Source organism: Hyphobacterium sp. (assembly GCF_965229905.1).
Classification (GTDB): Bacteria; Pseudomonadota; Alphaproteobacteria; order Caulobacterales; family Maricaulaceae; genus Hyphobacterium.
The window spans coordinates 223,439-243,698 of sequence record NZ_OZ245930.1 but is presented as its reverse complement, the minus strand read 5'-3'; the positions used below and the strand labels follow the sequence as shown (position 1 = coordinate 243,698).

19 protein-coding genes are annotated in these 20,260 nt (G+C 61.9%); 11 read left to right on the top strand and 8 right to left on the bottom strand.

Annotated elements, in window-relative coordinates:
• The first annotated feature begins 11 nt into the window (after nt 1–11).
• The 11 genes from sufB to ACO08C_RS01215 all read left to right on the top strand — a co-directional run bounded on the left by sufB (nt 12) and on the right by ACO08C_RS01215 (nt 8,110).
• Nucleotides 12–1,514, top strand: a complete 1,503-nt coding sequence (gene sufB, locus ACO08C_RS01265; protein WP_421786828.1) for a Fe-S cluster assembly protein SufB — start codon at nt 12–14, stop codon at nt 1,512–1,514.
• A gap of 136 nt (nt 1,515–1,650) precedes the next feature.
• On the top strand, nt 1,651–2,289 hold the full coding sequence (locus ACO08C_RS01260; protein WP_421786826.1) for a hypothetical protein: 639 nt from the start codon (nt 1,651–1,653) through the stop codon (nt 2,287–2,289).
• Nucleotides 2,286–2,783 carry a cupin domain-containing protein gene (locus ACO08C_RS01255; RefSeq protein ID WP_421786824.1) on the top strand — a complete coding sequence of 166 codons (498 nt, stop codon included), beginning with the start codon at nt 2,286–2,288 and terminating at the stop codon, nt 2,781–2,783. Before ACO08C_RS01260 ends, ACO08C_RS01255 begins: the two co-directional genes overlap by 4 nt.
• Nucleotides 2,783–3,238 (top strand): RidA family protein, encoded by a 456-nt coding sequence (locus tag ACO08C_RS01250; RefSeq protein ID WP_421786822.1) that lies wholly within the window; start codon nt 2,783–2,785, stop codon nt 3,236–3,238. Before ACO08C_RS01255 ends, ACO08C_RS01250 begins: the two co-directional genes overlap by 1 nt.
• On the top strand, nt 3,235–3,522 hold the full coding sequence (locus tag ACO08C_RS01245) for a hypothetical protein (protein ID WP_421786821.1): 288 nt from the start codon (nt 3,235–3,237) through the stop codon (nt 3,520–3,522). Before ACO08C_RS01250 ends, ACO08C_RS01245 begins: the two co-directional genes overlap by 4 nt.
• Nucleotides 3,515–4,267, top strand: a complete 753-nt coding sequence (sufC, locus tag ACO08C_RS01240) for a Fe-S cluster assembly ATPase SufC (protein WP_421786819.1) — start codon at nt 3,515–3,517, stop codon at nt 4,265–4,267. The genes ACO08C_RS01245 and sufC overlap by 8 nt, the downstream gene beginning before the upstream one ends.
• A complete protein-coding gene (locus ACO08C_RS01235; protein WP_421786818.1) occupies nt 4,267–5,379 on the top strand; it encodes a SufD family Fe-S cluster assembly protein in 1,113 nt (370 codons plus the stop codon). Before sufC ends, ACO08C_RS01235 begins: the two co-directional genes overlap by 1 nt.
• Nucleotides 5,376–6,614, top strand: a complete 1,239-nt coding sequence (locus ACO08C_RS01230; RefSeq protein WP_421786816.1) for a cysteine desulfurase — start codon at nt 5,376–5,378, stop codon at nt 6,612–6,614. The genes ACO08C_RS01235 and ACO08C_RS01230 overlap by 4 nt, the downstream gene beginning before the upstream one ends.
• A gap of 7 nt (nt 6,615–6,621) precedes the next feature.
• Nucleotides 6,622–7,029, top strand: coding sequence for an SUF system Fe-S cluster assembly protein (locus ACO08C_RS01225; protein WP_421786814.1), 408 nt, complete (start codon nt 6,622–6,624; stop codon nt 7,027–7,029).
• Between the two features lie 11 nt (nt 7,030–7,040).
• Nucleotides 7,041–7,391, top strand: coding sequence for a HesB/IscA family protein (locus ACO08C_RS01220; protein ID WP_421786812.1), 351 nt, complete (start codon nt 7,041–7,043; stop codon nt 7,389–7,391).
• A 125-nt stretch (nt 7,392–7,516) separates the two neighbouring features.
• Complete coding sequence (locus ACO08C_RS01215; RefSeq protein ID WP_421786810.1) at nt 7,517–8,110, top strand: glutathione S-transferase N-terminal domain-containing protein; 594 nt, start codon at nt 7,517–7,519, stop codon at nt 8,108–8,110.
• On the opposite strand, the gene ACO08C_RS01210 is transcribed toward ACO08C_RS01215, so the two are convergent.
• The 8 genes from ACO08C_RS01210 to ACO08C_RS01175 all read right to left on the bottom strand — a co-directional run bounded on the left by ACO08C_RS01210 (nt 8,089) and on the right by ACO08C_RS01175 (nt 20,152).
• Nucleotides 8,089–8,808, bottom strand: a complete 720-nt coding sequence (locus ACO08C_RS01210; protein ID WP_421786808.1) for a TMEM175 family protein — start codon at nt 8,806–8,808, stop codon at nt 8,089–8,091. The two genes, ACO08C_RS01215 and ACO08C_RS01210, sit on opposite strands and share 22 nt — an antisense overlap.
• 57 nt (nt 8,809–8,865) lie before the next feature.
• Complete coding sequence (locus ACO08C_RS01205; protein WP_421786807.1) at nt 8,866–9,915, bottom strand: GGDEF domain-containing protein; 1,050 nt, start codon at nt 9,913–9,915, stop codon at nt 8,866–8,868.
• A gap of 106 nt (nt 9,916–10,021) precedes the next feature.
• On the bottom strand, nt 10,022–11,356 hold the full coding sequence (locus ACO08C_RS01200) for a DEAD/DEAH box helicase (protein WP_421786805.1): 1,335 nt from the start codon (nt 11,354–11,356) through the stop codon (nt 10,022–10,024).
• A 115-nt stretch (nt 11,357–11,471) separates the two neighbouring features.
• Entirely contained in the window at nt 11,472–12,740 is a 1,269-nt protein-coding gene (locus ACO08C_RS01195) for an amidohydrolase family protein (protein ID WP_421786803.1), read from the bottom strand.
• Complete coding sequence (locus ACO08C_RS01190; RefSeq protein ID WP_421786802.1) at nt 12,740–14,161, bottom strand: amidohydrolase family protein; 1,422 nt, start codon at nt 14,159–14,161, stop codon at nt 12,740–12,742. The genes ACO08C_RS01195 and ACO08C_RS01190 overlap by 1 nt, the downstream gene beginning before the upstream one ends.
• Before the next feature lie 66 nt (nt 14,162–14,227).
• The gene (gene parE, locus ACO08C_RS01185; protein WP_421786800.1) at nt 14,228–16,261 is read right to left on the bottom strand and encodes a DNA topoisomerase IV subunit B; all 2,034 of its coding nucleotides are present in this window, start codon (nt 16,259–16,261) and stop codon (nt 14,228–14,230) included.
• Nucleotides 16,262–16,298: 37 nt separating this feature from the next.
• On the bottom strand, nt 16,299–16,907 hold the full coding sequence (locus ACO08C_RS01180) for a hypothetical protein (protein ID WP_421786798.1): 609 nt from the start codon (nt 16,905–16,907) through the stop codon (nt 16,299–16,301).
• Nucleotides 16,908–16,945: 38 nt separating this feature from the next.
• Nucleotides 16,946–20,152, bottom strand: a complete 3,207-nt coding sequence (locus ACO08C_RS01175; RefSeq protein ID WP_421786796.1) for an autotransporter domain-containing protein — start codon at nt 20,150–20,152, stop codon at nt 16,946–16,948.
• Between the last annotated feature and the right edge of the window lie 108 nt (nt 20,153–20,260).

Sequence of the window (20,260 nt, the reverse complement as noted above, 5' to 3'; positions counted from 1 at the left end):
TCGGAGATATAATGCCTGCTGTCAAGGAAACCATCGAAGACGTGAAGCGTCTGGAAGCCGGAAAGTACAAGTACGGCTTCACCACGGATATCGAACAGGAACGTGCGCCCAAGGGGCTGTCCGAAGACACGATCCGCTATATCTCGGCCAAGAAGGACGAGCCGGAATGGATGCTCGCCTGGCGGCTGGACGCTTACAAGCGCTGGCTGGAAATGGTCGAGCCCGAATGGGCCAAGGTCGATTATCCGAAGATCGATTATCAGGACATTTATTATTACGCCGAGCCGGCGTCCGGTGCGAAATACGACTCGATCGATGACGTGCCGCCGGAAATCCTCGCCGATTTCGAGAAGCTCGGGATCCCGCTGCGGGAACAGGAAGTCCTTCTCGGCGTGAAGGGCGCGGCCGAGACGGCTGCGCAGGCGCGCGAAACCCCGCGCGTTGCTGTCGATGCCGTGTTCGACAGCGTCTCGGTGGCGACGACGTTCAAGGAAGAGCTTGCCAAGGCCGGCGTCATCTTCATGTCGATTTCGGAAGCCATCCGCGAGCATCCCGAACTGGTGAAGAAATATATCGGCTCGGTTGTGCCCACGACGGACAATTATTTCGCCACGCTCAACAGCGCGGTCTTTTCCGATGGCACATTTGTTTACGTGCCCAAGGGCGTGCGCTGCCCGATGGAGCTTTCCACCTATTTCCGCATGAATGCGGAAGGCACGGGCCAGTTCGAACGCACGCTGATCATTGCGGACGAGGGGGCCTATGTCTCCTATCTCGAAGGCTGCACCGCGCCGATGCGCGATGAGAACCAGCTGCACGCGGCTGTGGTCGAACTCGTCGCCCTTGATGATGCCGAGATCAAGTATTCGACCGTCCAGAACTGGTGGCCGGGCGATGAAGACGGCAAGGGCGGGGTCTACAATTTCGTGACCAAGCGCGCCGATTGCCGGGGCACCAATTCAAAGGTCTCCTGGACGCAGGTCGAAACCGGCTCCGCGATCACCTGGAAATACCCGTCCTGCATCCTGCGCGGCGACAATTCGGTCGGCGAGTTTTATTCCGTCGCCGTGACCAATGGCGCGCAGCAGGCCGATACCGGCACCAAGATGATCCATCTTGGCAAGAACACGCGCTCGCGGATCATTTCCAAGGGCATTTCCGCCGGCCGGTCGGACAATACCTATCGCGGCCTGGTCTCGGTTCATGCCAAGGCGGAAGGCGCGCGCAACTTCACGCAATGTGACTCGCTGCTGATCGGCGATCGGTGCGGCGCTCACACCGTGCCCTATGTCGAATGCAAGACGCCCAAAGCGCAGCTCGAGCACGAAGCGACAACGACCAAGCTCTCGGAAGACCAGCTCTTCTATGCCCGCCAGCGCGGACTGGACGAGGAAACCGCGACGGCGCTGCTCGTCAACGGCTTCGCGCGCGAGGTTCTGCAGGAATTGCCGATGGAGTTCGCCGTCGAAGCCCAGCAGCTCCTCAAGGTCTCGCTCGAAGGGAGTGTGGGGTGATGGGGCCGCAGGCGCGACTGTTTTCCTCCCCCGTTTACGGGGGAGGTGTCAGCGGAGCTGACGGAGGGGGAATCGCCCCCCTCGGTCCTTCGGGCCACTCCCCCCGCAAGCAGGGGGAGAAAACGGGAGAGATTTCATGATCGCTTTCGCACTCGCCGCCGCGCTGATGGCGCAGGATGTTGCCCCGTCCGAAACCCCGGAGGCTGGCGGGCTGCCGGCGTGCGACCGGCTGGAAAGCAATGACCGGCATGAGGACTGCGCTTTGCAGCCGGTGGATGGCCGCGAGCTGGTTGTCACTTTCACCTTCGCGGACGGTGAGTGGGGCCAGAATGGCCGCATGGAAGTGAACACCGGCGAAGGCCGCCTGTTGCAGGTCTTCGAGTTCGAGACCGAAAGTTTCCTCTACCCATCGCTCGAGGACATCAATGTGGACGGGCGCGAGGAGATCCTGGTGCCGCTCATCACCGGCAATGTGAATACGGATTATGCCGTCTTCATGGGGCTTGATGACGGTTTCCTGACCGATCCGTTCCGCACCCATGGTCACACGATCGAACCGGCGCCGCACGGCATGTTCGTTGTGCATTCGCGCGAAAGCGCGGCCGCCTACTGGGCCGAATTCTTCGCCTTCGAGGACGGGACGGTGAATGCCATCGCGTCGGTCTCGATCTCCTATGAGCACTCTGGCGAGGGCGAAGGGCCGACCTGCCGGTTGGTCGAGGGTGGTGACGACCTCGGCGAAGACTTCTATTGCGGAGCGGTGCTAACGGAATGAGCCAGTCACCGGTCATCAATATTGCCGATGTGGCGCTGGAGGATTTTGGCGGCAAGGGCATGATCGCGGCCAGGCTGGGCCGGATGGGGCCGGCGTTGGGCGCCAAGGAGCTCGGCTGCATGCTGACAGTCACGCCGCCCGGCAAGGCAGCCTTTCCGTTTCACAATCACCATGCCATCGAAGAACTGGTGATTGTGCTGGAGGGTGAGGGTGAGCTGCGACTGGGCAACCGCACCGACAAGCTTAAAGCCGGCGATGTCGTGTCTTTCCCGGCGGGCGAGCAGGACGCCGCCCACCAGATCGTCAATACTGGTGTACGGGATCTGAAATATCTGTGCGTCTCGACAATGCCTGAAACCGACATCGTCGAGTATCCCGACAGCGGAAAGTTCCGGGCCGTACATCTCAAGCGTCACCAGCTGGTGAAGGATGCGCCTTTCCACCATCTCGGCCGCAAGGCCGACGAGGTCGATTTCTGGGAAGGAGAGGTGTGATGCGCCGTGCTCTGACTGCAATCTGTACCGCAACGGCTCTGGCGGGCCTTGCGTCCGCGCAGCACGGGCCGCAGACCTACCGGGTCGAGGGCCTGCCGGACTGGGCGCCCTTCAGCTCGGCCGTGCGCGCCGGCGACATGCTGTATGTCTCCGGTCATCTTGGACGGCATCCGGGAACGACGGACATTGTCGAGGGCGGCGCCGGGCCCGAAACGGCGCAGACGCTGGCCAATATCGAAACAACGCTCGCCCTGGCCGGTGCGACCCTGCAGGATCTTGTGTCCTGTACGGTCTATCTGACCGACATCGCGGATTATGACGCCATGAACGAGGCTTATGCGGCGGCACTCGACGGCCATCAGCCGGCACGGGTGACCGCCGGAGTGCAGGCCCTGGCGCTCGGCGCGCGGGTCGAGATCGCCTGCGTGGCTTATTTGCCGGAGGGTGTGGAATGAAACCGCTCTTTGTCAAGTATGAGCGCAACGCTGGCCCGGCGTGGAGCCCAAATGTTCGCTACCTCCCCACTCTCCCGATGGGCCTTGTAGCTCTGGCTGTTGGCATATTGGCGCTGATTTTGGCGACAAGTTCAGTAGCGCGGTCTGTCGGCTTGGACAGCACATTCGGCGTCATGGTTTTTCTCGGGACTCTGCTCGGCGGGATGGCAGTCCTGTTTGCGGCCATGCATGCGCTGTCGGTGCCAGCAAAACAATCAGATACGGACGAAAATAATCATGCTTGAGATCAAAAACCTCCACGCTTCCGTCGGTGAAATCGACAAGCCGATCCTCAAAGGGCTCGACCTGTCGGTCCCCGAGGGCGAGGTGCATGCCATCATGGGCCCGAACGGGTCGGGCAAGTCGACCCTGTCTTACGTGCTGACCGGCCGCGATGGCTACGAGATCACCGAGGGCGAGATGGCCTATGACGGCCATGATCTCTCGGAGATGGATCCCGACGAGCGCGCCGCCAAAGGCTTGTTCCTCTCGTTCCAATACCCGGTCGAAATCCCAGGCGTGCCGACGCTGACCTTCCTCAAGGAAGCCTTGAACGCCCAGCGCAAGGCGCGCGGCGAGGATGAGCTCTCGGCCCCGGAATTCATGAAGCTGGTTCGGGAAAAGGCAAAACTCCTGAATGTTTCTCCGGATATGTTAAAGCGCCCTCTTAACGTCGGCTTTTCCGGCGGTGAGAAGAAGCGGATGGAGATTTTGCAGGCGGCCGTACTCGAGCCGCGCTTCCTGATCCTCGACGAGACCGATAGCGGCCTCGATATTGACGCGCTCAAAGTCGTGTCCGATGGCGTCAACGCTCTGCGCTCGGCCGAGCGCGGCATGCTCGTCATCACCCACTATCAGCGCCTGCTCGATCACATCACGCCCGACAAGGTGCATGTGATGAGCGATGGCCGCATCGTCGCCACCGGCGGACCCGAGCTTGCCAAGGAACTCGAGGCTGACGGCTATGATAAGTATGTGAAGGCGGCCTGATGGGGGTGCATTTCAAACCCAATGACGCGGAAACCGCGATTCTCGAGGCGCTGAACGATCCCGAGCCGTGGCGCGCAAAGGTGCGTTCTGTATTTGAATCGCGCGGACTGCCGACGCGACGAGACGAGGACTGGAAGTGGAGCGATGTCCGCAAGGCGAGCCGCGACATCACCGGCCACGGCGAACTGCTGCTGCGCGCGACAACCCGCCCGCGTTGGGCCCGCCTCGACATGCCGGCTGACGACACGTTTTCATTTGGTGCGCTGGCCCATGCGGCCGCCAAGCGCACGGCGCTGTTCGACGTGCATTCGCGCCAGACGCTGGATATCGACTTTTCCGCCGGGAAAGGCGTTTCCTTCGCCTCGGTCCTGGTCAATGTGAAGCCGAATTCGATCGCGACCGTCGTCGAGCGCTATCAGACCGCCGCGCAGGCCATGGCGATGGTGGCGGTGCAGTATTCCATCGGGCGAAATGCCGAACTCGAACGCCTGATCCTGATCGACGAGAATCCGGACGCGATCGTCCTGAGCACGTCCGGCGTCACGCTCGCGGAAGGCGCAAAGCTGCACCAGACAGCCTTTACCTTCGGCGGCAAACTGTTCCGCCAGGAAACAAGGCTGCAGCATGGCGGCCATGACGCCGAGGCGGCCATGAATGCGGTTTATCTGCTCGGCGAGGGACGTCACGCGGATTTCACCTCGCTGGCAACCATGGCGCAGCCGGACGGAACACTCGAACAGCTTGCCAAGGGTGCGGTCGCCAAGGGCGGGCACGGCGTTTTTCAGGGTAAAATCCTGGTCAACCGGGAGGCCCAGAAGACCGATGCGCAGATGAATCATCGCGGCCTGTTGCTGGAGGAGGGCGCCGAGATCGACGCCAAGCCGGAGTTGGAAATCTATGCCGACGACGTCGCCTGTGCGCACGGCAATGCGATCGGTGCGCTCGATGATCTGGCGCTGTTTTACATGCGCCAGCGGGGCCTGACAGAGGATAAGGCCCGCGGCCTGCTGATCGAGAGTTTCCTGTCCGAGCCGTTGGAAGCGATCCGCCATGAAAAGGCACGCAGCGTGTTTCTCGACCTGCTGAAAAAGAAGCTGGAGCGGATGGCATGAATCATCACGCACCCAAACCGAAACTCGATCTGGCGGCGATCCGGTCGCAATTCCCGATTCTGTCTCGCGAGATTAACGGCAATCCGCTGGTTTATTTGGACAATGCCGCCTCGGCACAAAAGCCGGAAGCGGTGATCGAAGCGGTCGCCAATGTGTATCGCCAGTCCTACGCAAACGTGCATCGCGGCCTGCACACGCTGGCCAACGAAGCCACCGAGGCCTTCGAGGCGGCGCGCGGAAAAATCGCGGCCTTCCTGGGGGCCGGGCGGGCCGACCAGATCGTGCTGACGCGGGGCGCGACCGAAGCCATCAATCTCGTCGCGCACAGCTTCGGTCAGGATCTGAAGCCGGGTGACGAGATCGTCATCAGCCAGATGGAGCACCATTCCAACATCGTGCCCTGGCAATTGCTGGCGGCGCGCACCGGCGCCGTCGTGAAATGGTGCCCGGTCACCGAGACGGGCGAGCTCGACTATGATGCGCTGACCGGGTTGATGAGCGCCAAAACCCGCCTGATCGCGATCGTGCACATGTCGAACGTGCTGGGCACGGTGAACCATGCCGAGCGCGTCGTCCGCCTCGGGCACGACAATGGCGCCGCCGTATTGCTCGACGGCTCGCAATCGGCGGTCCATTTACCGGTCGACGTGACCGAGATCGGTTGCGATTTCTTTGTTTTCACCGGTCACAAGCTTTACGGACCGTCCGGCGCGGGAGCGCTGTATGCGGCGGGCGACTGGCTGGACCGTCTGCCGCCCTGGCAAGGCGGCGGCGAGATGATCGCCGATGTGCACGAAGATCATTCCACCTGGGCCGATGTGCCGCACAAATTCGAAGCCGGTACGCCGGCGATTGCCGATGTGATCGGGCTCGGCGCCGCCATTGACTGGCTCGGCCAGTTCGACCGCGCTGCCATTATCGAACACGAGCGCAGCCTGCTCGACCGCGCGATGCGCGGCATTGACGGCATGGACGGGCTCAAACTGATCGGCATGGCCCAGGACAAGGGCGCTATTCTCTCCTTCGCGATGGAGGGGGCACACGCCCATGATCTGGCCCAGCTGATGGACAAGTATGGCGTTGCCGTTCGCGCCGGGCATCACTGCGCTCAGCCGCTAATGCGGCGCTTCGGCGTCGACTCGACCGTGCGGGCCAGTTTCGCGATCTACAATACGTCCGCCGATGTCGATGCTTTCGTCGAGGCATTGAATAAGTCCAGGAGCTTTCTCATCTAATATGGATATGACCGACACGACCCGCGATATGATCGATCTTTCGGATCGCCGTGAAGTGCAGCCGGCCGCGTCCGCCCCCGTGCCCGCGACCAGTATTCCTCAAGAGGAGCTGGAGCGGATCACCCAGGACGTGGTGACCGCGCTGAAAACCGTGTTCGACCCGGAAATTCCGGTGGATATTTATGAGCTTGGCCTGATCTACAAGGTCGATCTTGATGACGATCGCACCCTGCACATCCAGATGACGCTGACCGCGCCGGGTTGCCCGGTCGCCGGCGAGATGCCGATGTGGGTGCATGATGCGGCCGCGACCGTCGAGGGGGTCGAGCAGGTGAAGGTCGACCTCGTCTTCGACCCGCCCTGGACGCCGGATCGCATGACCGACGAGGCGCGGCTCGCCCTCAACATGTTCTAGGAACGCCGATCATGACCCAGAAACAGGCCCTGACGATATCCGAACGCGCCGCAGAGCGGGTGAAAGAGATCATGGCAAGCCGTGATGCCGGCTATCTTCGCGTCGGCGTGAAGAAAGGCGGCTGTGCGGGTATGGAATATGTCATGGACTATGTCGCCGAGCCCGATCCGCTCGATGAAGTCGTCAAGGACCGCGACGTGACCATCGTCATCGATGCCACCTCCTTGCTCTTCCTTCTCGGCTGCGAGATCGACTGGGAAGTGACACCGATCTCCTCGCGTTTCGTGTTCCGCAATCCCAACGAGACCGACGCGTGCGGTTGCGGCGAAAGCGTCACGCTGGTTCCCGCGCAACCCGCCTGACGGAAACTGCGCTGCGACTGCCAATTTCCGTTCGCAGCCGGCCATAGCGCGCATTATGTTCCCGGGATATGGCGGCGGGGGGTTCCAACGCCGCAAAGCCAGGGGGCCGGACCTTGCAGCTCTTGATGACCGAAACCTCGCCCTATGCGAGAAAATGCCGGGTGCTGATCCGCGAGCAGGGGCTGACGAGCCGGATTACGGAAGTCGAAGCGCCGCCGCTCAATGACCCGGCTGAATTGCTGACCAGCAATCCGCTGGGCAAGGTGCCGGCCCTGATCCGCGACGATGCCGCGCCCATCTTCGACAGCCCCTTGATCTGCGAATATATCGACAGTCTCGACGATGATCGCTGGATTCCGGCATCCGGCGCGGCGCGCTGGCGCGTATTGCGCTTTCAGGCGCTCGCCGATGGCATGTTGGATCTGACCGTCGGCCGCCGCATCGAGCTGACCCGGCCGGATGACAAGCAGCACGATTATTGGGTCAAGCGGCAGGAAAGCGGCATTGGCAGGGCGCTCGACCTGCTGGAAACCGAGGCCGACAAGTTTGCCGGCGCCTTCGATCTCGGCGCGATGTCGATCGCCATTGCGCTTGGCTATCTCGACTTCCGCTATCCCGAGAGTGAGTGGCGGAACGGGCGCGACCGCTTGGCGGCATTTTACGGCAAATGGGCGGAACGCCCGTCATTCCAGGCGACTCAGCCGCCGGCGGACGCGTAAACCAGTTCGGCGCGCTTTCGTGCCCGGCGCGACAGGAAAGACATGACCGGCCACATCAGGAAATAGACGCTGCCGCCGAAGGGCGCGAAACCATACGGCATCAACAGCGCGACGGTTGCGGCGAGCAATGAAATCAGGATCGACGCGATTCCCTGCTGAACCTCCAGTCGCGTCATGATGACTTCTGACTCGCTCAGGCCCAGATCTTCCTTCCGCCGCAGGGCGTGCGCATAGAGCAGCGCAAAGATGCCGAAAACGGCAGCATAGCCGGTGGCATAGATGATGATGAACCAGGCGACGCTGTCGAGCGGCATGACCGCGTTGATCTCGGCGCCCGTCCTGTAGAAGCCCGTGAAAAAATTGACGAGGAATAGAGCCAGAAATTTCAGCGGGTAGGCAAAGACCATGATCAGGAACAGCACGATGGAGTTGAGGAAGATCGTCGGTCCGTCATCGAGTCCGTAGCGGCGATGGAAAGCGTGGTGCTTCGACCAGATCAAAAGGATCAGCGCAAAGCACATTGCAAGAGCAATGGCCTCGCGCCAAAGCGCAATCAATCCATCGAAACTGTGGGGCACGGAGGAGGCGACGATGAGCGTCAACGACAGCGCGAAAACGATGTCGGACAGGTTTTCCACCCGCGTCACATTGCGGCCGCGCCACACAAAATAGCGTTCCGACGAAGTATGTTCGGTCATGCAAATGCCCCGGATGGCCTGTCCGGGGCTAAACCTAGGTGGAATTGAGCGGCGCTGCTAGGCCGCCGAACGCACCCCGGCGCCAACATCGGTCGTCACGCGGTTACGGCCCTCTTTCTTCGATTTGTAGAGATTGGCGTCGGCCCGCTCGATCAAATCCTCGATGGCTTCGCCATGCCGGTATTCGGCCACGCCAAGCGAGATGGTGATGTTTCCGAGATCCTCGCTCGTGGATTTCCGAAGCAGCCGCTTGCCTTCCACCGTGAGCCTAATTTTTTCGGCCGTGGCCTTGGCTTCGCCGATCTCTGTCTTGGGCATGACAATGGCGAACTCTTCGCCGCCATAACGCGCCACCGTGTGATGATCGGCCGCGCTGCGCGTCATGCAGCCGGCAACGAATCGGATGATCTGGTCGCCGGTCTGATGCCCCCACGTGTCGTTGAAGCGTTTGAAATGATCGATGTCGCACAGTATGAGGCACATCGATTCGCGATTGGCATCGGCCGAACGCCGGCCCTTGCGCAGCATCTCGTCGAACCGCTTGCGATTGGCGATACCGGTCAGCGCGTCGGTCATCGCCTCTTCGCGTACCCGTTCCAGATTCGAGCGCAGCTTGACCACTTCGCTCGATGTTTCGTGCAGGCGGCGCTCCAGATCGCGGGAGCGCTGCTGCATGTTCGTGGTCGCAGACACCAGCGAGCGGATAACGTCGCGCATACGGCTGGGATCCGCGCTTTCATCGAATGCGCCTTCGGCGCCGGCCAGCGTTTCACCGTATTCGGCCGTGTGCCGCTCGGCGACCTTGAGCGTTTCGCGGACCTGGACGAGCTCCTTCGCCATGGCTCCCGAGCTCGCCATGACCGCTTCTTGGATTTTCGCGATGGCAAAGTGCTCGTTGTAGAGCGTGTCGCAAAACTGTTGATCGAGGGCTTCGCCGGCATCAATCCGGGCGGTCACAGCCTCACAGAGCTCGGGAATGGAATCGGAAACGAAACAGGAATAGACCGCGTAATTCTCGGGCGTCGGCGCGATGTCATACCGCTCCATCAAGTCGAGTGTCTCTTTAGCGAGCGTTCGACCCTCAGGTCCCTGCAAGCGTCCGTTCACGACCAACCCCTTCAACTGCAACAGATCGAACTCACCCCGGCGATTCGATACAATGAAAAAATCGCCCTCAAAGGAAAAGAAGCCGTAAACGAGGGGTGGAAAGCGCCTAGCCGAGATTGAAAAAATCCGGCACGTCTTCGCCGAAACCCTTCACCGAGCTGCCGCGCTCACCCCGCGCGCCGCCGCGGTCGGCCGGTTTTGAGGCTTTCTCCGAATGCTTTTTCTGCGGCGGCTTGTCGTCGCGACCGGACTTGGAATTGGTCTTTTTGTTCGGTGCGGCTTCCGCAGGTTTCGCCACCCTGGTCTTGCCGCCCGCCGCGAAGTCGGCGGTTTCGATCTTGTTGCCGATCATCTTTTCCACTGCGGCGAGATTTTTCTCGTCACCCGGCGCGAATATCGTCACCGCTTCGCCTTCGAGCCCGGCCCGGCCGGTGCGGCCGATGCGGTGCACATAATCCTCGGAATTGTGAGGAATATCGTAGTTGAAAACATGGCTTACGGCGGGAATGTCGAGTCCGCGGGCGGCCACATCGCTGGCCACCAGGAAACGTAGCTCGCCGCTTTTGAACTGGTCGAGCGTCCTGGTGCGTACAGACTGGTCGAGATCGCCGTGAATAGGGGCGGCCGACAAGCCGTGCTTGGCGAGCGAGCGGGCTACGATATCGACGTCGCGCTTGCGGTTGCAGAAAATAATGCCGTTCTTCACGCCGTCGCGCTCGATCGCCTTGCGCAGCATGTCGCGCTTGGTTTTCGGGGTCTTGTCCTTCACCCGCGCCAGCAGCTGCTTGATCGTCGAGGCGGTGCTCGCCGGACGCGAGACTTCGACGCGCTCGGGATCGTTCATGAAACGATCGACCAGGGACTGGATTTCCGGCGGCATGGTGGCCGAAAAGAACAGCGTCTGCCGTTTTGCAGGCAGCGTTTTCAGGATGCGTTCGATATCCGGGATGAAGCCCATGTCGAGCATCCGGTCGGCTTCGTCGATCACCAGCACCTGAACACCGTTGAGCAGCACCTTGCCGCGTTCGAACTGGTCCAGCAGACGGCCCGGCGTGGCAATCACGACATCGGCACCGCGATTGAGGATTTCCTCTTGCGGTCCGAATGCGACGCCACCGATCAGCAAGACCTTGGTCAGCTTGGTATTCTTGGCATAATTGTCGAAATTCTCGGCAATCTGCGCCGCCAGTTCGCGGGTCGGCGACAGGATCAGAGACCGCGGCATGCGCGCCTTGGCGCGGCCTTTCGAGAGCTTTTCGATCAGCGGCAGCGTGAAAGCGGCGGTCTTGCCGGTACCGGTTTGGGCAATGCCGAGAACATCGCGTCCGGTCAACGCCGGCGGGATCGCGCCAGCCTGGATCGGCGTCGGCTCCTTATAGCCGGCGGCGTCAAGTGCATCGAGGAGTTTCTGGCCTAAACCGAGGTCGGCAAATGTCGTCATACGAAGGGCGCTTTCGACCTGACAGGACAACGGCCGCGTTTTCCTCAAAACGCGACCGTCTCAAAGTTCGCGGCACCATACGAATGGCCACCGCCCTGTCAATTAGCACACACGCCTAGTGGCGATATCCGAACGGCGTTGTGTCCTCCATGTCAGCATAGCGATCGCGCAAGCGGGTCTGGCGCGAGGTCAGATCCGTTTGTTCGCCCTCGATAATGACATGGGTGGGGGCCGACATGACCTCCAGCGGATCGCCGTCCCAAACGACGACATCGGCGACATAGCCGGCCGCCAGCGCGCCGAACTGATCACCCGCGCCATATATCTCTGCCGGGGTCAGCGTGATGGCGCGGAACGCATCCGCCCAAGGCACCCCATTAGTGACCGCATTGCCGGCATGTTGGGCCAGCAGGCGGGCATTGAAATAGCCATCGGCGGTTTGCGTCGTATACGCGACCGTTACGCCGGCCTCATTGAGCCGGCCGGCGGCTTCCAGAGTGTGACCCAGCGCATCGAAGGAGACCGGCAGATTGCCGATCGGGTCCATCAGCACCGGAATGCGCGCCGCCGCCAGCTCCTCGGCCACCATCCACGCTTCAGCCCCGCCATAGATCACGATCTGGACCGGCGCGTTTTCCGCGGCAAAGCGGATGGCGCGGCGGATGTCGGTCGCCCGATCCACTTCCATGACCAGCGGAATGCGTCCGCGGACCACATCGACCATCGCGGCGGCATCGTAGCGGTTGAGCGCATCGCCATTGCCGCTGGCATACCGGCCCGGATAGGCGCGCGCATCGCCGAACGCCGCTTCGAGATAGGCCCAGGCGGCCGAACGCGACCCGCCCGCCGTCGCGGCACCGGACTGGCTCAGATCGGCGAACACGAAGCTGCGCGTCGCAAACAGCGAATCCATGCCGCCGCCGGTATGACCGAGCGCGCCCTGTCCGGCGAAAATATTCTGGCCGGTGGACGGGAAAACCGCGAAGCGGGTGATTCCTTCCATACGGTGGGTCGCCAGATAGCTGCCATTCGGATTGTAACTGTCCGCGACATCGAGCGCGGCTGAGAATGCGCTTTCGGCTGCTGCGGCGTCGTTCGAGGCGTCTTCGAGCGCCACCTCGATGAGGCCGAGTTGGGAGTAGGCCGCGAACAGGCCCGGCGTGATCCAGCCGCTATCGGCGTCGATAGTGGTGACGCCGTCCGGAATAGCGATATCCGCTCCGACCTCCACGATCAGGCCGTCGCGGATCAGCACGCCGCCCGATTCGATCTGGCCCTGAGCGGTGTTGGTGATGACCCGGCCATTGATGACGGCGAGATCCTGGGCGAGGGCGGTGCCGGACAGCGCGAGGCTGGCGGCCGCGAGTACAACAAGATGTCTCATCAGTCGTCTCCCTCGCCAATCTGTCCCAGATCGAAATCGCTGACCGGCTGCTGGCCGGTAGCGCGATCAAAAAGCAGGGCGCCGTCGATATAGACCTGATCGGCCTGCGCATACGTCGACAAGGGATGCGCCGACCAGATCACGATATCGGCGCGCTTGCCCGTCTCGATCGAACCCGTCTCATCGAGAATGCCCAGCCCGCGTGCCGGATTCGAGGTGAACCAGGCAACGGCGTCCGCATCGCTGATCTCCAGCCCCATGCGGCGCCCGTCAGCAAGCGCTTTCGCAACTTCCTGATTGAGACGCTGGATACCTTGCGCATCGTCGGAATGGATCATCGCACAGCCGCCATTGGCATGCACGAGGGCCAGGTTTTCGCGAATGGTGTCATAGGCTTCCATCTTGAAGCCGCCCCAATCGGCCCACACCGCTGCGCAGATATCGGCTTCGGCGAGCAGATCCGGAATTTTGTAGGCTTCGACGGCATGATGGAAGGTCGAGACCTGATAACCGAACTCGCGGCTCAGATCGATAATCTGCGCCATCTGGTCGGCACGGTAGCAATGCATCTGGACGAGAATGTCGCCTTCCAGCACGCCCATCAGCGTGTCGAGTTCGAGATCGCGCGTCGGCGCTGAATTATTGTCCGGATCGTCGCGATAATCGTTCCAGCTGTCACGATAATTGACCGCGCGCACCCAGTCCGCACGATAGCCGGCCATATTGCCCATATCGGTCGCCGGCGACGAATTACGGCCGCCATACACCCGCGCCGGATTTTCGCCGCACGCCATTTTCAGCGTGTAGGGCGCATCGGGGAATTTCATGCCCTGTACGGTGCGCGACGGCACATTGCGCAGCGTGATCCCGCGGCCGCCGAACAGGTTTCCCGACCCCGGCAGCACGTGCAGCGTCGTCACCCCGCCGGCGAGCGCCCGGGCGAAGCCGGGATCCTGCGGCCAGACCGAATGCTCGGCCCAGACCTCTGCGGTGTTCGGCTGGGTCAGCTCATTGCCGTCGGAATGCGCATCAACATAGGGCGTTGGATAATCGCCAAGATGGGAATGGATATCGATCACACCCGGCGTAATGTAACGGCCGGACGCATCAATGACGAGGGCGCCCTCCGGGGCGTCCAGCCCCTGACCGACCGCAGCAATCCGGCCGTTCTCGATCAGGATGTCGCCATTTTCGATTTCACCGCCGACCCCGTCGAAAATCGTGGCGCCGGTTACGAGCGTCGTCTCGCCCGGCAGCGGCGTATAAGTCGACGGATAGGGATCCAGATTGATCGCCGCCGTTTCCGTCTCACCGTCAGGCGTTGCGGTGTCCGTTTCGCTCTCGCCGTTTTCACCGCCCGAACAGGCGGCGAGCAGCCCGGCCGCGAGCAGCGCCGCCCAGGCTCTCAAATCCAATGCCATGATGTTCCACCCCGTGTTTCCGCTTGGATACGCGAGCGGGTATTCAATCGGTTCGCGGCAGGAAGGTCAAACGTCGAGCGAGGCCTGTCCGAACTGCGGCGCGTGATCTTGAATATACTGGAAGCGTAACTCGGGTTTCTTACCCATCAGGGTTTCCACAAGCGCCTCAAAGGAGGGCCGGGCGGCGGCATCGAAGGTGATGCGGGCCAGCTGCCGGACCTTCGGGTCCATGGTCGTCGATTTGAGCTGTGACGGGGTCATTTCGCCAAGGCCCTTGAAACGGCCGATATCGACCTTGCTGCCCGCCTTGAATTCCGATTTCAGCAACTCTTCGCGATGCGCATCATCGCGCGCATAGACCGTCTTCGAGCCTTGCGTCATGCGATAGAGCGGCGGCTGCGCGAGATACAGCCGCCCCGCCTCAATCAGGCGCGGCATTGCCGTATAGAAGAAGGTGATCAACAGGGCGGCGATATGGGCACCGTCGACATCCGCGTCGGTCATGATGATGATCCGCTCATAACGCAGATCGTCCGGATTGAACTTCGCCCCGGTCTGAACGCCAAGCGCCAGCAACAGATCGCTGATCTCCTGATTGGCGGCCATCTTGTCAGCGGTCGCAGACGCCACGTTCAGGATTTTGCCGCGCAGAGGCAGGATGGCCTGTGTCTCGCGATTGCGCGCCTGTTTCGCCGAGCCGCCGGCGGAATCGCCCTCGACCAGGAAGAGCTCGGTATCGTCGGATCCGGCCCGTGAGCAATCGGCCAGCTTGCCTGGAAGCCGCAGCCGCCGCGACGCCGTCTGGCGCTTCACCTGCTTTTCCTTGCGCCGCCGCATCCGGTCTTCGGCGCGCTCGATCACCCATTGCAGCAGGATGTCGGCTTCCTTCGGCGATCCGCCGAGCCAGTGGTCGAAACGGTCGCGCACCGAGCCTTCGACGATGCGCGTGGCTTCCGGTGTCGCCAGCCGGTCCTTGGTCTGACCCTGGAATTCCGGGTCGTGAATAAAGACCGAGACCAGCGCCCCCGCACCGCCCATGACATCTTCGGGCGTAATCAGATTGCCTTTCTTGACCCCGGTCAGCTCGGCATAGGCGCGCAGCCCCTTGGTCAACGCATTGCGCAGACCTTGCTCATGACTTCCGCCTTGCGGTGTCGGCACCGTGTTACAGAACGACTCGACGAAACCGTCGGCATCGCCGAAGCCGACCAGCGACCAGCTGACCGCCCACTCGACCGCGCCATGGCCTTCCTCTTTCTCGATCCGGCCGGCGAATTGTGTTTGGGTAACCTGGCTCTTGTTGCCGATGATCTCGGCCAGCCGGTCGGACAAGCCGCCGGGAAAATTGAGAACCGCCTGATCTGGGGTATCGCTGCCGTCCACCAGGGACGCATCGCACGACCAGCGGATCTCGACACCGCGGCGCAGAAAGGCCTTGGAGCGCGCCATGGCAAACAGGCGCGCGGGTTTCAGCTGGGCCCGCCCGCGGAAAATTTCCGGATCGGGGCGGAACCGCACGGTCGTGCCGCGGCGATTGGGTGCCGCGCCGACCTTCTCGAGACCGCCGACCGGCAAGCCGCGTTCAAACACTTGCCGCCACAGGGTTTTTTCCCGCGCGACTTCGACTTCCAGGCGCTCCGACAGCGCGTTGACGACGGCCGCACCGACCCCGTGCAGACCGCCGGCGGTCTTGTACGACTTGTCGGAGAACTTCCCGCCGGCATGCAGCGTTGTGAAGACGATTTCAAGCGCTGACTTGTTCTTGAATTTGGGATGCGGACCGGTGGGAATACCGCGGCCATTGTCCGATACCGTTACGAAGCCATCAGCGTCCAGCCGGACCTCAATCCGGTCAGCCCATCCGGCCACGACCTCGTCCATGGAATTGTCGAGCACTTCCGCAAACAGATGATGGAGGGCGCGTTCATCGGTCCCGCCGATATACATACCGGGGCGGCGGCGCACGGCCTCCAGGCCTTCGAGCACCTCGATCGAGGCGGCATCATAGCCGCTGCCACCGCTGGCCGATGTTTCTCCGGCCGGTTTGGGCGCTGAAGGGGGCGACGAAAACAGATCGTCCTGGTCAGGTTTTGCACTCATCTGGCGATATTGCCCGAGTCGTTTCGCGATGGGGAGTTCAGAACACGCCCAGGAAGCGGCGATCAAGCCGCCGTCTGCACTGCGCGATCTGCCGATCGTAGCGGGCGGCGTCCGTGGCGACCTGGTCGGCAGCACGGTTCAGCCAGGAAATGCCGCGATAGGTTCCGCGGTTATAGCCTGTATGGCCTTGGTGGTAGGCGAGATAGAGCGCGCGTGCATTGGTCGGGGGAATGCTCGACAGCCGGCCGCTCATATTACCATACCAGCCGATGAAATCCGTGGCGTCGCCGAAATCGTCGCGATCGGCCCATCGGCGGCCAGTGTCCTCGCGATACCAGTCCCAGGTGCCATCCAGCGCCTGCGCATATCCATAAGCGGATGACGGGCGAGGCCCGGGAATGATGCCAAGCAATCGCCGGCGTGCCGGACGCGCATTGGCGTCGAATGATGATTCGCGCTTGAGAATGGCGAGTTGAACGCCGGGAGACAGCCCCCAGCGGTCCTCACTGCGGCGCAGATCCCGCCACCAGGCGCGATTGTCTTCGAGGATCAGGCAGGCGTCATGCGTCGACTCGGGCGGTGAGTGGCCGCAAGCGGCGGCCAGCCCGGCGGCGCAGATCGCAAAAAGGGCATGCCGAATGGACATGCCCTCTCATGCAGGGATTCCGGTTAATCGGGGGTTTCCTAGAAAACCAGCCGGACGACCAAGCGTGCCGTGTGACGAACAAATCCGTCGCGCAGGTCAGCATCGTAATCCAGCGAGAAGGTCGAATAGTTCGACCCCGCCTGCAAGGCGAAGCCCAGGATCAGGCCACTGCCTGGCAGGTTTTCCGACCGGAAAGAGAACTCATTCTGATAGCCCGAGAAACGGGCGGTCGTGATCGCATCCTCGCTGCCGAAATCATTCCGGTAACCGACCCGCACTTGCGGTGACCACCAGCTGGCCGTGCTGCCATAACGCGCGCCGGCGGTCAGGCTGGCGGTGGACGAGAAGGTCGAGCTTTCGCGATCGTCGATGATCAGGTCGATGCCCTGGCCACCGCCCGATTCCGAGAACGCGCTTTCGAACAGGCGGAGATAATCGACCGACACGGACGGCCGCAGATACCAGCGGCCCATTTCAAAGTCGCGCGACAGGCGCGCTGCGCCGGCATAGTGATAACCGGTCCATTCCGCTGTCGAAGTGCGGTCGAAAGCCCCGATCAGCACCCGCCGCTCGGTCTCGAAACTGTCGACACCGCCGCCAAGGTAGAACTCGCCGGAAACCGCGCCGCCAAAGTCGGCGCCGCCATATACGCCCACCTGCGCGGTGAGCGCCGTCATGGGTTCGTCAACACCGTTCGATTCCTCGATATCGCTGGCTGCACCGACGAAATTGATGCCGAGCGCATAGAGCGGCCCGAACGGACGGTCGATGCCGCCGGCCAGCCCGACACCCTGGCCGCGATAGCCCGGGCCGAAGGAGGATTGCTCACGGTCCGCAAAATAACCGAATTCCTGCAACCAGATACCGCCTGTACCGTCGGGGCTGCGGCGGGCCGCATCGAGCCGGTTGGACAGCGCGCCGATGGCACTGTCATTGCTGGCGACCGCGAACTGTATGGCGCTGGCCGCATATTCCGGCAGCAATTGATCGTACGCTTCAAAGAAGTCGGCCGAATTATTCAGCGACGCAAACGCGTTGCCGAGGTCGGTATTCTCTGTCCAAGCAGCAAAGGCCGCTTCGTAGGCCGCCGCGCGGTTTTCATGCATGCCGAGTTGTTCGGACGTCTTGCGCTGCAGCGTCAGGACCAGCTGGTTGCTGTTGTTGGGATCGCGCACGATGCGCGTGTCGTAAAGATAGGGCGCATCCGTATCCTGCAGGGATTCAATGGCCGTATTGATCACCAGATCATTCGCCGTCAGCACGATGAACTCGGCGCCTTCGCCGATCAGCCCGTCGAGCGAGGCGGTTATGGTCGCGCCCTCATTGAAGGTCACCGTGCCGCTGGCGTTGATGAAGCGTGAGTCCTGATCGAGACTGCCGACCTCGAAGATCAGCCGCGACCCGTCATTGAAGGTGGCTTCCGTCAGCTGGACCGCTTCGTTATTGCGCAGTTCAAGCTGGCCGTCATTCACCGTGATGGTCAGTTGGCCGTCACTGTCATGCAGCGAACCGATGATCGCACCGCCGCCCGAAACCGTCAGCGTGTCCGCACCGTCACCGAAATAAATATCGCCATCGATGAATCCGCTCTGGATATCGGCCGTGTCATTGCCGGATCCGAAGCGAATATCGCCGCGCACCACGCTGGCACTGTTGGTCGAATCTTCGCCCGGCGCGCTTTGCCGGTAGGTCACGTCGATGGTCGACGCCGAAACATCAATCGCCGTCCGGTTAACCGACCCGCTTTCATTGCTGGAGGCGGCCGCATTGTCGAAATCCGTTGGGAAGGTCGTCGATCCCCCGCCAATGGTCGCGAAGATCACGCCGGTATTTTCGATCAGCGCCAGCGTGTTCGATTCGTCGATGATACCGGTCGAACTGTTGAGGCCGGTCGTGACAACATTGATGAAGTTGGCATTGCGGAGCACCGGCACGTTGGCGCCGGCCTCAATATAGATGCCCACACTGTTGGAGCCATCGCCAATCGTCGTCGCAGAGATCGTGCCGGCATTTTCAAGCAGCGGAATGATCGCGCCATTGCCCAGAACGATCGCGATCGCCTCGGCCTGGCGGGCCTGCGCCAGTATCGTGCCGCTATTATAGAGCCCGCCTTCGAGCGTCGTGGTGCGCATTTGCCCGTCGACCATCGAACCTTCGATCCGCAACGCCTGGGCATCAAACTCGCGGAATGTCGACTGGCCGGAAATGAGACCGTCATTCACGAAACCGAAGTCGAATCTCGTTTCCGTGCTGTCCTCATCGTCGGGATCGGCCGGGATGAAAACACGGGCCAGGACGATGCTTTCGCCGGTTCCGAGCGACGGCGCGATCCAAACGGCTGGTGCCGTCGAACGTGAAACGATTTGCGAGCCGACGCCACCACCGTTGAACTCCGCGCCTGTGACGAACATGCCGCGGCCGAGCGAGCCGCCAACCTGCACGGTCGAGCTGGACCGGAACGTATCGTCGTCATCGACACGGAATTCTTCGTTGCGGGGAGGCGTGACGGTGTAGCGATAGCCGGTCGATTGGAGATCGCCGGTCAGCAGGAAAATACCGTCGATATTGCTGCCGACCCGGACTGCAGAGCTGTTTTCGCCGGTCGCCAGCACGCGGCCACCGACCCGCAAATCGCCCGTCAGGCCGTTCTGGATATCGATACCGTAGGAATTGTCGCCAAGGATGTTGATGACGCCGCCATTGGTGATCGATCCGTCGACCAGCACAATGGTGCGGATGCCGGCCGAATGATTGCCGGCCACGTCGATAAAGCCGTTCGCATCATTGGTGATCGATCCGGTGAACGTGCCAGTGCCGCCGACAAGGATGCCGACGCGGTTTTCGCCGGTGGTGAAGCGGCCGTCATTGTCGCCATCGCCGTCTTCATCGGTTCCCAGCGTTGTGCCGGAGACTTCGATGAGACCGGAATTGGTTACCGTTGACGTGGTGCCGCCATTGATCATCACGGCGACGACATCGTTATTGCCCGTCGTGTCCTCGATCGTGCCTTCATTGGTAAAATCGTTATCGCTGTCGACGGTGACTGCGGGGCCCGTGCTGCCCTCATCGGTTGTGATCGAAACGCGGCCGGTCGATGTGATGACGATGCTGCCCGGCTGACCGTCATTGATCGTCGACGTGCGGATGCCGGTCGTCCGCGTATCCGACACCTCGATCTGCGCCAGGGCAGGGGCGGACAGGAAGGCCGCGCAGAAGGCGGTCGAAATCAGGAAACGGTTCCGCATGGCGACTCTCAACTGGTAACTCACGGGCGTATTGGCACACTGGCCGCAAGGTTTAGCCGACCCAAAGCGCGGCGTCGACCGTCCATCACCGTTGCCATCAGCAAAACG

Excerpts from the sequence above, each read along its gene's own strand:
- ACO08C_RS01195 (WP_421786803.1), bottom strand. The coding sequence starts at position 12,740 with ATGAGACATCTTGTTGTACTCGCGGCCGCCAGCCTCGCGCTGTCCGGC.
- ACO08C_RS01175 (WP_421786796.1), bottom strand. The coding sequence starts at position 20,152 with ATGCGGAACCGTTTCCTGATTTCGACCGCCTTCTGCGCGGCCTTCCTG.
- sufC (WP_421786819.1), top strand. The coding sequence starts at position 3,515 with ATGCTTGAGATCAAAAACCTCCACGCTTCCGTCGGTGAAATCGACAAG.
- ACO08C_RS01190 (WP_421786802.1), bottom strand. The coding sequence starts at position 14,161 with ATGGCATTGGATTTGAGAGCCTGGGCGGCGCTGCTCGCGGCCGGGCTG.
- ACO08C_RS01215 (WP_421786810.1), top strand. The coding sequence starts at position 7,517 with ATGACCGAAACCTCGCCCTATGCGAGAAAATGCCGGGTGCTGATCCGC.
- ACO08C_RS01220 (WP_421786812.1), top strand. The coding sequence starts at position 7,041 with ATGACCCAGAAACAGGCCCTGACGATATCCGAACGCGCCGCAGAGCGG.
- ACO08C_RS01200 (WP_421786805.1), bottom strand. The coding sequence starts at position 11,356 with ATGACGACATTTGCCGACCTCGGTTTAGGCCAGAAACTCCTCGATGCA.
- ACO08C_RS01230 (WP_421786816.1), top strand. The coding sequence starts at position 5,376 with ATGAATCATCACGCACCCAAACCGAAACTCGATCTGGCGGCGATCCGG.
- ACO08C_RS01210 (WP_421786808.1), bottom strand. The coding sequence starts at position 8,808 with ATGACCGAACATACTTCGTCGGAACGCTATTTTGTGTGGCGCGGCCGC.
- ACO08C_RS01260 (WP_421786826.1), top strand. The coding sequence starts at position 1,651 with ATGATCGCTTTCGCACTCGCCGCCGCGCTGATGGCGCAGGATGTTGCC.
- ACO08C_RS01245 (WP_421786821.1), top strand. The coding sequence starts at position 3,235 with ATGAAACCGCTCTTTGTCAAGTATGAGCGCAACGCTGGCCCGGCGTGG.
- ACO08C_RS01180 (WP_421786798.1), bottom strand. The coding sequence starts at position 16,907 with ATGTCCATTCGGCATGCCCTTTTTGCGATCTGCGCCGCCGGGCTGGCC.
- ACO08C_RS01235 (WP_421786818.1), top strand. The coding sequence starts at position 4,267 with ATGGGGGTGCATTTCAAACCCAATGACGCGGAAACCGCGATTCTCGAG.
- sufB (WP_421786828.1), top strand. The coding sequence starts at position 12 with ATGCCTGCTGTCAAGGAAACCATCGAAGACGTGAAGCGTCTGGAAGCC.
- ACO08C_RS01250 (WP_421786822.1), top strand. The coding sequence starts at position 2,783 with ATGCGCCGTGCTCTGACTGCAATCTGTACCGCAACGGCTCTGGCGGGC.
- parE (WP_421786800.1), bottom strand. The coding sequence starts at position 16,261 with ATGAGTGCAAAACCTGACCAGGACGATCTGTTTTCGTCGCCCCCTTCA.
- ACO08C_RS01255 (WP_421786824.1), top strand. The coding sequence starts at position 2,286 with ATGAGCCAGTCACCGGTCATCAATATTGCCGATGTGGCGCTGGAGGAT.
- ACO08C_RS01225 (WP_421786814.1), top strand. The coding sequence starts at position 6,622 with ATGACCGACACGACCCGCGATATGATCGATCTTTCGGATCGCCGTGAA.